12 protein-coding genes and 1 pseudogene are annotated in these 12,756 nt (G+C 69.3%); 7 read left to right on the top strand and 6 right to left on the bottom strand.

Annotated features, from left to right (window positions below):
- Window positions 1-253 (bottom strand): annotated as a pseudogene (locus BLT27_RS18140) (IS5/IS1182 family transposase); the annotation flags it as partial.
- A 304-nt stretch (window positions 254-557) separates the two neighbouring features.
- Window positions 558-1,694: a citrate synthase gene (gene citZ / locus BLT27_RS18135; RefSeq protein WP_089736455.1), complete on the bottom strand. Its 1,137-nt coding sequence runs from the start codon at window positions 1,692-1,694 to the stop codon at window positions 558-560.
- Window positions 1,695-1,823: 129 nt separating this feature from the next.
- Here citZ and BLT27_RS18130 point away from each other — a divergent pair, with 129 nt between their 5' ends.
- From BLT27_RS18130 to BLT27_RS18115, 4 genes are all read left to right on the top strand, one after another.
- The gene (locus tag BLT27_RS18130) at window positions 1,824-3,038 is read left to right on the top strand and encodes a potassium channel family protein (protein ID WP_089736453.1); all 1,215 of its coding nucleotides are present in this window, start codon (window positions 1,824-1,826) and stop codon (window positions 3,036-3,038) included.
- A 157-nt stretch (window positions 3,039-3,195) separates the two neighbouring features.
- Complete coding sequence (locus BLT27_RS18125) at window positions 3,196-4,278, top strand: molybdopterin-dependent oxidoreductase (protein WP_089736451.1); 1,083 nt, start codon at window positions 3,196-3,198, stop codon at window positions 4,276-4,278.
- An 88-nt stretch (window positions 4,279-4,366) separates the two neighbouring features.
- A complete protein-coding gene (locus BLT27_RS18120) occupies window positions 4,367-5,149 on the top strand; it encodes a YqcI/YcgG family protein (protein WP_089736449.1) in 783 nt (260 codons plus the stop codon).
- Window positions 5,146-5,715, top strand: coding sequence for a cysteine hydrolase family protein (locus tag BLT27_RS18115; RefSeq protein WP_089736447.1), 570 nt, complete (start codon window positions 5,146-5,148; stop codon window positions 5,713-5,715). Before BLT27_RS18120 ends, BLT27_RS18115 begins: the two co-directional genes overlap by 4 nt.
- A gap of 4 nt (window positions 5,716-5,719) precedes the next feature.
- On the opposite strand, the gene BLT27_RS18110 is transcribed toward BLT27_RS18115, so the two are convergent.
- Window positions 5,720-6,187 carry a phosphate-starvation-inducible PsiE family protein gene (locus tag BLT27_RS18110; RefSeq protein ID WP_245707867.1) on the bottom strand — a complete coding sequence of 156 codons (468 nt, stop codon included), beginning with the start codon at window positions 6,185-6,187 and terminating at the stop codon, window positions 5,720-5,722.
- A gap of 115 nt (window positions 6,188-6,302) precedes the next feature.
- Here BLT27_RS18110 and BLT27_RS18105 point away from each other — a divergent pair, with 115 nt between their 5' ends.
- Window positions 6,303-7,298 (top strand): radical SAM protein, encoded by a 996-nt coding sequence (locus BLT27_RS18105; RefSeq protein WP_089736445.1) that lies wholly within the window; start codon window positions 6,303-6,305, stop codon window positions 7,296-7,298.
- Between the two features lie 114 nt (window positions 7,299-7,412).
- On the opposite strand, the gene BLT27_RS18100 is transcribed toward BLT27_RS18105, so the two are convergent.
- Window positions 7,413-9,023, bottom strand: coding sequence for an outer membrane protein assembly factor BamB family protein (locus BLT27_RS18100; protein ID WP_175526517.1), 1,611 nt, complete (start codon window positions 9,021-9,023; stop codon window positions 7,413-7,415).
- Window positions 9,024-9,240: 217 nt separating this feature from the next.
- Between BLT27_RS18100 and BLT27_RS18095 the strand changes: the two genes are divergently transcribed.
- The gene (locus tag BLT27_RS18095; RefSeq protein WP_089736441.1) at window positions 9,241-9,501 is read left to right on the top strand and encodes a hypothetical protein; all 261 of its coding nucleotides are present in this window, start codon (window positions 9,241-9,243) and stop codon (window positions 9,499-9,501) included.
- Between the two features lie 8 nt (window positions 9,502-9,509).
- On the opposite strand, the gene BLT27_RS18090 is transcribed toward BLT27_RS18095, so the two are convergent.
- Together BLT27_RS18090 and BLT27_RS18085 are read right to left on the bottom strand one after the other, a co-directional pair.
- Window positions 9,510-10,190 carry a hypothetical protein gene (locus BLT27_RS18090; protein ID WP_089736439.1) on the bottom strand — a complete coding sequence of 227 codons (681 nt, stop codon included), beginning with the start codon at window positions 10,188-10,190 and terminating at the stop codon, window positions 9,510-9,512.
- Window positions 10,191-10,250: 60 nt separating this feature from the next.
- Window positions 10,251-11,735 carry a M61 metallopeptidase family protein gene (locus BLT27_RS18085; RefSeq protein ID WP_139172414.1) on the bottom strand — a complete coding sequence of 495 codons (1,485 nt, stop codon included), beginning with the start codon at window positions 11,733-11,735 and terminating at the stop codon, window positions 10,251-10,253.
- Window positions 11,736-12,015: 280 nt separating this feature from the next.
- Between BLT27_RS18085 and BLT27_RS18080 the strand changes: the two genes are divergently transcribed.
- The gene (locus BLT27_RS18080; RefSeq protein WP_089736435.1) at window positions 12,016-12,489 is read left to right on the top strand and encodes a TRAM domain-containing protein; all 474 of its coding nucleotides are present in this window, start codon (window positions 12,016-12,018) and stop codon (window positions 12,487-12,489) included.
- Window positions 12,490-12,756 lie beyond the last annotated feature (267 nt).

Raw genomic sequence — 12,756 nt, 5'->3', positions numbered from 1 at the left:
ACGATTTATAGAGTGTGGTGAAGTCAGGCATATCGTCCGGATCTAGGCCAAGTGCGTCACAAATCTCGGTCATGTACTGTAGCCGATTCGGTGTTTCACGGTAGCTGTGGCCGTCTTCGAGCCGGAAACAATGGAGAACGACGTGCTTCCAGCGGGCGAACCCGCCGCTGGCGGGCTCGCCCGCGTGCTTTCCCAACGCTTGTTTGACTAGCTGCCGACACTGCTCAACGAAGTCGAGGAGATCAACTTCCATAGCCAGAATCGATTTCCTCGGCTTCGCCCTTCTAACCCGTGACAACCGTCGATTAGATCGCTATTCAACACGGCACCATAATCGGAACTGAGAATAACGCCCCCGAGAGAAAATATCCCGATCCCGATTTTACGAGGGAGGAACAGGAGCGAACCGCCCATGAGAAGTAACAGGACGGCAGACACGATGGTCTTCCGGTCGACCGGAAGCCAGTTCCGAATCCGACGAATCCGACTACCCATTGACTTGTCACAACGACTCGACCGACGATATATATTTGTACCTTTTCAGTGGGTCGTATTCGTCATCGCTCGTCGACCGACACGAACTCCTCGTCCATCGGGCCGACGTAGCGGGCGCGGGGCCGGATGAGCCGGTTGTCGTCGTACTGTTCGAGCACGTGGGCGACCCAGCCGCCGACGCGGCTCATGACGAAGATGGGCGTGTAGATGTCGATGGGGATTCCCATCTGGTAGTACGTCGAGGCGGAGTAGAAGTCGACGTTCGGTGCGAGACCCTTCTCCTCGGTGAGGTACTCCTCGATGCCGACCGAGTAGTCGTGCCACTGGGGCGTGCCCGCGGCCTCGCCCAGCGCCTCGGACTTCTCGGAGAGGATCTTCGCGCGGGGGTCCTTGACGTTGTAGACGCGGTGGCCGAAGCCGGGGACGCGCTCACCGGCGTCGAGGCGGTCCTCGACCCACTGGACGGGGTCCTTGCCGGACTCGTCGAGTTCGAGCAGCGCCTCCATCACGTCCTGGTTCGCGCCGCCGTGCAGACTGCCCGAGAGTGCACCGATGCCGCCCGGGATGGCGGAGTGGACGTCGGCGAGCGTCGAGGAGATGACCATCGAGGTGAACGTCGAGGCGTTCAGGCCGTGGTCGGCGTGGAGGACGAGCGCCATGTCGAACGTCTCGGCGAGGACGTCGTCGGGCACCTCGCCGTTGAGCATGTAGAGGAAGTTCGTCGCGTGGTTCAGGTCCTCGCGGGGGGCGACGGGCTCCTCGCCGTTGCGGACGCGGACGAACGCGGCGAGGATGGTCGGTATCTTCGCCGTGATGCGGCGTCCCTTCCGGAGGTTCGCCTCCTCGTCGGTCGGGTCGGCCGCGGCGTCGTCGTCGTACGCCGAGAGCTGCGACACCGCGGTGCGGAGCGCGGCCATCGGCTCCTCGTCGGCGGCGGCGAGCTCGCGCACCGTCGCCATGACGCCGTCGTCGATCTCCCGTTCGGCGGCCATCGTGTCGGTGAACTCGTCGAGTTCGTCCCGATTCGGGAGTCGACCGTGCCAGAGGAGGTAGAGCACCTCCTCGTAGCTGGCGTCCCGGGCGAGGTCCTCGATGTCGTAGCCACGGTAGACGAGGCGGCCCTCGTCGCCGTCGATGAAGCTCAGTTCGGACTCGGCAACGAGAACACCCTCCAGCCCTTTCTTGAGGTCGTCAGACATACCCTGAGCTTCAGTACCTTCACCGAAAAACATTGTCGTTTACGTTGTTACCCTACCGTGGAATCTTGCCGGTTCCCGGGCCGAGCGGCCGGCCGAACGCTTTTCTCCCGTCCCGGAGAAGGCCGAAGTATGGACGCCGGTGACGTGGAGTACGAGCCCGTGAGCGTCAAGGCAGTGCTCGCGGAGATGAAAGACACCGCCGAGCTGATGATCGACATGTCGTTCTCGGCGGTGCTACTCGGGAGCACCGAGGTCGCCGAGGAGGTGCTCGAACTCGAAGAGCGCATGGACGTGCTCCAGATGCGCGCCCGGATGAGCCTCATGATGGCCGCCCGGTCGCCCGAGGACGCCGAGGCGCTCGCCCCGGTGCTGGGCGTCGTCGGCGCGACGGAGAAGATAAGCAACGCCGCCGGCGACATCGCGAAGGTCGTCATCGAGGAGATCGGCCTGCCCGACGCGCTCCGGGCCGCACTCCCGGCGGCGATCGAGACGGTCGCCCGGGCGCTCGTCGCCGACGACTCGCCGCTGGCCGGGCACACGCTGGAGGAGCTCAACCTGGAGACCGAGACGAGCGTGCGCATCATCGCCATCCGGCGCGGCGGCGACTGGCTGCTCAGCCCCGACCGTGACAACCACGTGTACGCCGGCGACGTGCTCCTCCTCCGCGGCGTCGAGGCGAACCTCGCGGCCGTCTACGCCGACGTGACCGGCACCGAGTACGTCGCCCCCGACCCGGTCGAACCCGGTATCGAGGACCTCGAACGCGCGGTGGACTCCATCGTCCTGATGAAGAACATGAGCGAGCTCGGCGTCGACGTCGCCTACGGCTCGGTGCTGTACGACAGCGACGCGCTGGCCGCGGAGGTCGCCGAACTCGAGGCCGAGATGGACGCGCTCGAGTCCCGGTTCGAGGCATGGGTGCTCCAGGCCGCCAGCCGGATCGACGACCCCGTCTCCCTCCGCGGGCTGATGCACATCGCCGAGGCGACCGAGGTCATCTCCGACGCCGCCCTCGACATCGCAGAGGGCGTGCTGCGCGGCATGGGCACCCACCCCGTCGTCGCCGAAGCCGTCTTCGAGTCCGACGAGGTCGTCGTCCGACTCGAGGTCGCCCCCGACTCGGCGCTCTCGGGCACCACGCTCGGCGCACAGATGGTCCGTACCGAGACCGGGATGCGGGTGGTCGCGGTCCGCCACACCGACGAGGACGGCGACCACTGGGAGATCTCTCCCGGCCCCGAGACCCTGCTCCACCCCGGCGACGTGCTCATCGCGAAGGGGACCCGCTCCGGTGCGGAACGGCTGGAAGCGCTGACGGGAGACGACTCGCTCGACGTGGAGTGAGCCCCTGTCTCCGGCGCATAGCAGCGGTTTGCACGTTCCGTCAGTCGCGGGACCCGCCGGAGTCGACACCAGCCAGGGAGCCCCTGCCAGTTCGGCTCGACCGCCGTCCGCCCCGCCGACACGAGTGCTCTTACGCGTTCGGCCCCAAATCGTGGGTATGCGGCGTCTCCCGTTCGAGCCACCGCCCCGGGTCGTCGACGCGGGCATCCTCGTCTCGGTGCTCGTCGCCGGCGCGACGGGGCTCCTGAGCCTGACCGCGCGACCCGACGAGGGCTGGGTGTTCGTCGTCCACGGCGTCGTCGGGCTGACGCTGGTCGTGCTGCTCGGGTTCAAGCTCCGGCGCGTGTGGCGGCGCGTCGCGGGCTCGTGGACCCGGACCGTCGCGGTGAGCGTCCTGCTCTCGGTGCTGGCGGTGGCGGCGCTGGTGACGGGTGTGGCGTGGACGCTCGGCGCGGAGTCGCCGGTCCCTGGGGTGACGCTGCTGGTGCTCCACGGCTACCTCGGCGCGCTCGTCCTCCCGGTGCTGCTGATACATCTCGCGGCGCGGTTCCGGCTCCCCGACCGCGAGACGGTGACGGAGCGACGGCAGGCGCTGCGGGTCGGCGGACTGCTCGTCGGCGGCGCGGCGGCCTGGCGGCTGAAGCAGTCGGTCGCCGGCGACCTGGTTCCGAGCCGACGGTTCACCGGCTCCCGCGAGGATGGCAGCGGCGAGGGCAACGCGTTCCCGGTCACATCGTGGGTCGCGGACGACCCCGAGCCGGTCGACGTTGCCTCGTGGACACTCGATGTCCGCGGGGCGGTCGCGGCGGAGCTGTCGCTCTCCGAGGAGAGCCTGCTCGCGCCCGCCTCTGGCGGCCCGAACGCCACCGACGGCGAGCGCGCGCTGCTGGACTGCACGAGCGGCTGGTACTCCGAGCACGACTGGCGCGGGGTCCGCGTCGGCGACCTGCTCGACGCCGCCGGAGCCGACCCCGACGCCGGCTACGTCCGGTTCCGGTCGGTGACTGGCTACCGGTGGAGCCTCCCGACGAGCGAGGCCCGCGACGCGCTGCTGGCGACCCACGTCGACGGCGAGCGGCTCTCCCACGGCCACGGCTTCCCGTGCAGACTCGTCGCGCCGGGCCGCCGCGGGTTCCAGTGGGTGAAGTGGGTCCACTCCGTCGAGGTGCGCCACGACCCCGACCCGGCGCAGTGGGTTGCGACGCTCGTCTCGGGGTTCGACGGCGACGGCAGCGGGTGACGATGGTCCACCAGCGTCGGAATCCCACGGCCTTCCAGTTCCTGAGAAGTCACGACAGGTACAAGCCCGCCGACCCGAACACGTTCGTATGAGCGAGACGGCCACCACCTCGACACTGGCCGACACCGACGTCGTCCGCCTGTTCGACCAGGAGCGCCTGCACGACCGCATCGCGGCGGATGCGCTCCCCGACTGGGCGCGCGAGCACTACGAGACCTTCCGCGCCGACATGCTCGGCGAGCGCGACGGCACGCCGTTCCCCTGCTTCTTCGGCGTCGACTCCGAGAAGGAGGGCTGGGCCCTGTACACCTTCGTCCCCGGCTTCGACGACGAGTCGCTGGCCCGCTTTGCCGACGTGACCCGGGCGTACCTCCGCACGCAGGAGCACCACTCGCCCCGCACCTCGCTGGTCGCGTTCTTCAAGGACACCGACGGCGAGCGGCCCGAGCAGCACTGGCACGACCGCTACTGGGAAGTGCTCCAGTTCCTCCACGACCACGACCCCGAACCCTGGCCCGAGGAGTTCCCGTCGGACCCCGACAACCACCAGTTCGAGTTCTGCTACGCCGGCGAACCCATCTTCCCGACGGCCCGCACGCCGGCCCACGACCGGCGACACAGCCGGTACAACCCGCATGGACTGGAGGTGACAGTCCAGCCCCGGAGCGTGTTCGATGGCGTCACGGGCGACACGGTGGCCGGCCAGCGCGCCCGCGAGGTCATCCACGACCGGCTGGAGGGCTACGACGACGTCTGCCCCCACGCCCACCTCGGCGACTGGGAGGACGACGAGAGCCACGAGTGGAAGCAGTACGTCCTCCCGAACGACGAGCGCGACCTCGAGGACTGCCCGCTGGAGGTCCGCGTGTGACCGGCGACACGACCGACGCTCCCGACGTGCTCCTCGTCGTCGACGCCCAGCAGGCCTTCGAGGACCCCGGCCGTGGCGACCGGAACAACCCACACGCCGAGGCACGCATCGCCGACCTCCTCGCCACGTGGCGCGAGCACGGCTGGCCGGTCGCCCACGCGAGACACGACTCGACAGAACCGGACTCCACGCTCCGCCCCGAGTCGCCGGGCAACGCCTTCATCGAGGGGCTGGAACCCCGCGACGGCGAGCCGGTGTTCGCCAAGTCGGTCAACGGCGCGTTCGTCGGCACCGGGCTCGAACCCTGGCTGCGCGACACGGCCCACGACCGCATCGTCATCTGCGGGTTCACGACCGACCACTGCGTCTCGACGACGACCCGGATGGCCGAGAACCGTGGGTTCTCACCCGTCGTCGTCTCGGACGCGACGGCGACGTACGCCCGGGAGGTGCCGGCGGCTGCAGGTGGCGGGACCATCGCCGCCGCGGAGAACCACCGCGCCGCGCTGGCACACCTGTCCGGGGAGTTCGCGGCGGTCGTCGAGACGGCGGCCCTGTTGTCCTGAGCGCTCACTGTCTGGTGGTCCGTTCGATGTAGAGCAGGATGCCCAGGACGAGCAGCAACAGCGCGTACGAGCCGGCGGTCAGCAGCGCGTCGCCCTTGTCGTCGTACACCTCGCTCCGGAAGATGATGACCTTTCTGACCATCGCGATGATGCCGGTGTAGGCGACGAGCTGGACGATCTCGCGCGTCTCGCTCTCCTGTGCGTACGCGACGACGGTCTGGTACACCTCGACGATGATGAACAGCAACAGCGCGGTGTCGATGAAGCCGACGACGACCAGCGGGTCGGTGATGGCCCCGGAGAGCGTCCGCTGGACGATCTGGAGGCTCAGGTCGAACACCCCGACCGCGAAGAGGACGACGAGGACGTACGCCGCGATTATCTCGATGCCACCGAGCAGCCGCTCGGAGATGGAGACCAGCCGGTCGAAGCGGTTCTCCTCGACCCGGTCCGTGATTCCGTCGTCGGACACACGAGTGCTACGTGTTGCCACATCATGAGCGCGGGGGAACCGGACCCAGGGGCGTGGCCCCCCGACCGCGTTTCGCACGCTTTTTCCCGCTCGGGGTAGTCCAATGGCACAACGAATGATATCGAAGGGCTGTGAACAGTGCGCCGAGGGGGGCAAGATGGTCATGTTCGTCTACGGCTACTGCGACCAGCGCGACTGTTTCTACTGCCCGCTCGGCGAGAACCGCAAGAACGTCACGGACGTCTACGCGAACGAGCGCCTCGTCGAGTCCGACGAGGACGTCATCACCGAGGCGAAGCGGATGGACGCGCTGGGCACCTCCATCACGGGCGGCGAGCCCCAGGAGGCGATGGACCGGACGTGTCACTACCTCTCGCTGCTGAAAGACGAGTTCGGCGAGGACCACCACACGCACCTCTACACCGGCATCACGGGCGGCCGCGAGAACATGCGCCGCCTGAGCGAGGCCGGACTGGACGAGATCCGGTTCCATCCTCCCCTCGAACTCTGGGGCGACATGCACGGCACCGAGTGGGAGGAGATACTCTACATCGCCCGCGAGGAGGGCCTCACACCGGCGTTCGAGATTCCCGGCATCCGCCCCGAGGAGGAGTTTCTGGAGTTCCTCGACGAGGGCGCGGCCGACTTCTGCAACGTCAACGAGTTCGAGATGAGCGACGGAAACTACCGCCGGATGCAGGAGGAGGGCTTCGAGCTGAAGGAGGACCACATGAGCGCGGTCGACGGCTCGCGCGAGGCCATCCTCGACGTGATGGGCGACCACGACAAGGTCTACTTCTGTACCAGCGTCTTCAAGGACGCCGCCCAGCACCGTCGCCGCCTGAAACGGATGGCCCGGAACGTCCGCCGCGAGTTCGACGACGTGACCGACGACGGCACGCTCGTCTACGGGAAGACCTACGCCGACCCTGCGGAGTTCGAGGCGCTCGGCGTCCCCGAGGAGTTCTACACCGTCAAGTCGGACCACGTCGAGGTCGCCTGGTGGCTGCTCGAGGAGATGATTCAGGACGGCGACGTGGACGACGGCGAGATCGTCGAGCAGTACCCGACGTACGACGGGCAGGTCGTCGAGCGGACGCCCCTCGCCTGAGCACGAACGGTGCGCGGCTCGGAGCGGCCGTCTTTTTGGCCCAGCTTTTTCCCGGAGCGGGTCGCGAGCGCAGCGAGTCGCGTCTCTCGTCGACTGCAGTGGTGACGGGACCGGCTACTGGACCGGGTCACCACACGCGGGGCAGAACGCCTCGTCCCCGGTGAGTCTGGACCCGCACGACGGACAGCGTATCGGGAGTCCCGCCCCACAATGCTGACAGAACCGTGCGTTCTGGTCGTTCCGACCGCCGCAATCGGGGCACGTGGGCGGCCCACCGGTTCGCTCCGGCTCTCTCCCGGCAGGCCGCGTTCGAGTCTCCGTTCGGCGCGTCGTTTCCCGGGCTTCACTGTGGCTCGGCCGGTCTCCACCGCTGCCGTCTTCGAGGCCACCCCCGTCGTCACCGGACCGGCGGCGGAGTGCCCACGCCGCGCCACCGAGTCCGACCAGCCCGAGGGCTGCCGGCGCGAGCCAGAGGACGTTCGGACCACCATCCGACCCGACAGCGTCGACGCCCCGGTCAGTCGACCGGGAGCCGTCGTCGGCTGACTGGACCGTGGTCGGGACAGCTGTCGCGGTCTCCGTCTCCGCGCTCGTCGGCTCGGCACCGGCCCAGCCGTGGTGGTGGCCCACGGTCCCGAGCGCGACACGTGAGCCACGACTGTGCCCGCCCGCCGAATCGCGGGCGACCGTCGGCGCGGCCCGGATCTCCGAGCCCGTGTCGTACGTCCACTCGATGCTACCGGCTCCCGTGTCGACTGCGTACAGCCGGCCGTCGGTCGCGCCGACGTAGACCGTCCCGCGGAACACCGTCGGGGTCGAGAAGTCCTCGGCCGCCGTCTCGAACTGCCACTCGGGTTCGCCGGTCGTCGTATCCACCGCGTACTGGTCGACGTAGGCGACACCGTCGACGACGGTCGGTGCGGCGTCCGACGGTTCGGGGAGCTCCGAGAACGTCCACCGCCGGCTGCCGGTCGACGCGTCGAGCGCGTGCAGGTTCGTCCCCCAGCTCCGTGCGTAGACGGTGTCGTCGACGACAACCGGGGCTCCGTTGAATCCATCGTCCGAGGGCTCGTCGAAGCGCCAGCGCTCCGCACCCGAGTCCGCGTCGATGGCGTACAGCGTCTGGTCCAACGAGGCCGCGTAGACCGTCCCATCGGCTGCGACCGGCGAGGCGTCGACGGGCTCCTCGGGCTCGTCGAACACCCAGCGTTCGTCGCCGGACCGTGCATCCAGCGCGTGGACGGTGCTCGGATACCAGCTGTTCGAGGTGGAGTGGTGCGTCCCGAAGTACACGCCCCCGTCGGCGACGTTCGGTGCCGAGTAGATCGGAGAGAGATGCTCCATGCTGGTCGCGTACGCCCACTGCTGTTCGCCGGTCGCCGCGTCCAGTGCGTACAACGACTCGTCCCGCGTCCCGACGAACACCGAGCCGTAGACGACCGTCGGTGACGTCACCCTGCCGGAGGCCCCGTTGAACGTCCAGTACGTTTCGCCAGTTGCGGCGTCGAGGGCGTGTACCGAACCGCTGCCGGAGCCGACGTAAACCGTTCCGTCGACGACCGTCGGTGCCGTTTCGGCGACACCCTCGACCGCCCAGAGACGGTCGCCCGTGCCTGCCTCGACTGCGTGCAACGTCCCGTCCTCGGACCCGACGTAGACCAGCGCCCCTTCCTGCGTGCGGGCGCCATTTCGGGACCCGACGCCGGGGGTTGCCCCCGCCTTCACTCGCCCGTCTCCGCGGCCCACCCCATTCGCGACGAGTGTGCCGACCGCGCTGGTCGTCGTCGCCCGTCTCAGAAGATGTCGTCTGGTCGAACGGTTTCCCATCGGTTCCGACCGACGGAGTGGTATTTAATAACGCTGATGGGCGCGTCCAGAGAACGCAACTGCGAGCTCGTCGCCTCCACAGCTGTTATCTACCGTCGATAAGAAACTCCGGCTGATGCGCAGGGCCCTCCTCTACCACGGTTCCCTCGTCGTCTGCGGGTTCGTCCTCGCCGCCGTCAGCGTGCCCTCGCTCGTCGCCGGCGAGTTCAGCGTCAGCGGCGTGTTGATGGCGGTCGGTGGCGTCGGGATGATTCTCGCGAGCGGCTACGAGCAACTGGCGAACGACGACCCGGCGGTGCCGGAGACACCGGGGCTGGTGCTGGTGGCCGTCTTCGCGGCGCTCGCGCTGCTCGCGTGGGGGCTCAGTCTGCTGTAACCGGCCCGTCACCAGCGTGACGGCCGCGAGAGGAACCGCGCCCCGACAGCGCCGCCGAAGCCGACGGTGAGCGCGGTCGCCAGCGCGACCGACGGCGAGCGGCCGAGTGCGACGCTCGCACCGACGAGCGCGGCGGCGACGAGTGCCGTCCCGCCGAAGACGAGCGTCGCCGACAGCAGCGGCGCGCCGGCGCGGTCGTGGACGGCGACGCTACCGAGGAAGGCCGCGAGCGCGACCGGTGCGACGAGGTACGGCTGCCCGGCGAGCAGCCCGGCGGTCAGCACGCCGACCCCGACGACCGTTCCGGCCGCGAGCGTCGCCCGAGCCGGCGGGAGCGACTCGCCGTACTTGAGCGCGTACGCCGCCGGCGGGAGGGCGACGGTGGTGGCCACGAGCAGGCCGAAGAGCGACCGCTCGCCGAGTGCACCCGCCAGTGCGGGGACGAGTGCGAGCAGGACACCGACGACGGCGACCGGCCGGGGCGGGAACGTCCCCGCGGGGTCGTCGTCGAAGTACACCGCCCAGGCAGCGAACGGGTAGCAGAGGGCCGCCGCGACGAGCACGACCGGGAGGATGCCGACGGGCTCGCGGAGCAGCCGGTCGCCCTCGACGAGGAGGACGAACGCGAGCCAGCCGGAGGCGAACAGCACGCCGACGACGATGGCCATCTCGGGGACGCGCCGTGACATACCTGCTGTTCGGGGTGGGACGGGGGAAACGGTTGCGTTCGGGGCGGTGCCTCGCCGCGGCTACTCGCGCAGAACGACCAGGCCGAACGCCACGCTCGCGAACGCCGCGAGCAGGGCGAGCACCCCCGCGACGGGCCGCTGGACGCCGGTGCTCGTCTCGGCGGGTGAGGCCGCTGCCGGGTCGGCGGCGTCGATGCCGGACCCCAGGGCGTCGGCGTCGTCCGACGTCGGCGGGTCGTCCGGCATCGCCGACAGCCCGGGTGCGTCCTCGGGGACGCTCGGGACCGCGTCGGTCCGGACGTACCGGTCGAGCCAGCCCGCCATCCCGGTCTCCGCGACGGCCTCGACGGCCGCCACGAAGTCGGCGTAGCCCACGGTGCCGTCCTGGGCGTTCAGCAGCCGCCACACGTCCACGATGCCGCGCTCGCCGTCGGTCGCCAGGCGTATCTCGGCGTCGAGTGCGGCGACGACCCGCTCGCCCTTCTCGTACGGCACGTTCGGCGAGGGCCAGGTCGACCGGTCGGCGAGCGTCGCGTCGGCCCCGGCGTCGGTGGTGACGCGCTCGCGGAACCGGTCCTCCGGGAGTCGGCCGGCGCGGAGCTCGACGACCGCGGCCTGGTACTCGGCCATGCCCTCCAGCAGCCAGCGCATCGACGGGCCGTCGTCGCCGTCGGCGAGCGTGAACGTCTGGCGGACGTGGACGAGCTCGTGGGCGAACACCTCCGTGGAGCCGTGCGCCCAGAGCTCGCGCTCCGGGCCACGGCGCACGGTCGCCAGCCCGCCCGAACGGATGGCCGCCGGTGGAAGGACGACGGTGGTGGTCTCGCCGCGGTCGCCGACCGGGAAGGAGTCGTCGGCGTCCGCGAGCAGGTCGACCACCTCGTCGGTCGGGCGTGCGCCGTCGGCCCGGTCGGGCCTGACGACGCGGTAGGTGTGCCCGTCGTGGCGCTCCTCGGTGACCGTGACCGGCCCGACCACGGCCACGTCGCCACCGGCCCAACCCTCGACGCCGTCGGCGAGCGCGAGGGTGCGGCTGCTCCCCGGGTTCTCGCCGTAGTACCACCAGTCGAGGGCCGCGAGGTCGACGGCCTCCTCGTAGAGGAACGACCACTCCGCGGTGGCGATGGACTCCAGCCCGCCGTTGGCGAAGCGCGTGGCGTCGACGACGTAGGTGATCGAGGCGTTCCCCTGCCCGTCCCACCGGTAGTCGTAGCCGTCCCCGGCGGCGTCCAAGCCCGCGACGGACTCGACGCTCGCGCCGTCCGGGACGGCGATGGCGACCCGCGACACCGACTCCGAGAGCCGGAACTGGGCGCGAACGCGAACGCGTCCGTCGGCCGCGTCGACCGGCGACAGCTCGTACCGGACGACCATGCCGGCGTCGGACGCTCCCCCAACCCCCGACCGTTGCTGCGTCGGCGATGCGCCGTCCAGACGCGGCGTGGCCGCGCCCGCGTCGACGGCCGTGGCCCCAACCAGCGGCGTCGCGACGAGCAGCAGGACGAGCACCGCCGCCACAGACTGTGGCGGGCGGGCGGTTGTCATCTGGTGTCCGCAATCCGTCTGTACCGGGTTCGAGGCAGCGACCACGGTTAACGATTCGGGCCGTAGAGCGCCGCTACCAACCATTTATTTGCATAAGGCCAGAAGCGATATCAATCGGTTTCGGAGGCCGAACGGGCTACAGCGCGACCGTTTCGGGGGTCGAGAGCGGTCCCCGACGACGCCTCGCCGGGCGACGGTCACCTCCTGCCAGGGAGGCGGTTCCTGCCGGCCAGTCCCCCGATGCGCAAGCGTTTAGACCCGCGCCCCGCTACACGAGTCCATGCCGGACTGTCCACTCGCAGACGACTGCCCCAGCTTTCAGGAGCGAATCTCGGGGATGGGCTGCAACCACTACGGCGACCGTGGTGGCATGGAGTGGTGTGGCCACTACGACCAGCCCATCTCCGACCTGAAGACCCAGCCCGTCAAGCGCGGCGAGGAGATCGTCGTCGACGTGACCGACATCCACGAGTCCGGTGCCGGCGTCGGCCGCACCGAGGACGGGTTCATCGTCATGGTCGACGGGGTCCTCCCCGAGGCCCGCGCGAAGGTGAAGATCACGAAGGTCCACAACAACCACGCCCGCGCCGACGAGGTCGAGCGCCTCCCGATGGAGGACGAACTCGACGAGGACGACGAGGCCGAGGAGAGCGACGCCGACGACGGCGAGGACGAGGACGACGAAGCGGAAGCGAGCAACCGGCCACCGAAGCGCGAACGCCTCGGAAGCCGCGACAACTTCTGGGGCAACTGAGGGCGACCCGAACCCGCGTCGGGGCACCTGGACAGTCCACCGACCGGCCTATTTTGTGTTCGTAGTTCCGTTGCGAGATGCGGTTATATTCGAGAGGTGCGTGGCGTGCTTGTGACGATTTTTGTCGATTCCTGCTCGGTCTCCCGGGGCTGACTCCCTGGACTCGACCAGTCAGAAAGCCCCGATAGTCGTGGGATACTCTGGGACCACCAACAGCCAGAAAGCCCCGATAGTCGTGGGATACTCTGGGACCACCAACAGCCAGAA

Origin of the sequence: Haloarchaeobius iranensis (assembly GCF_900103505.1) — an archaeon.
GTDB classification, from domain to species: Archaea; Halobacteriota; Halobacteria; order Halobacteriales; family Natrialbaceae; genus Haloarchaeobius; species Haloarchaeobius iranensis.
Note: the sequence above shows the minus strand (reverse complement) of the source record. Positions and strands in the feature narration are given on the sequence as shown.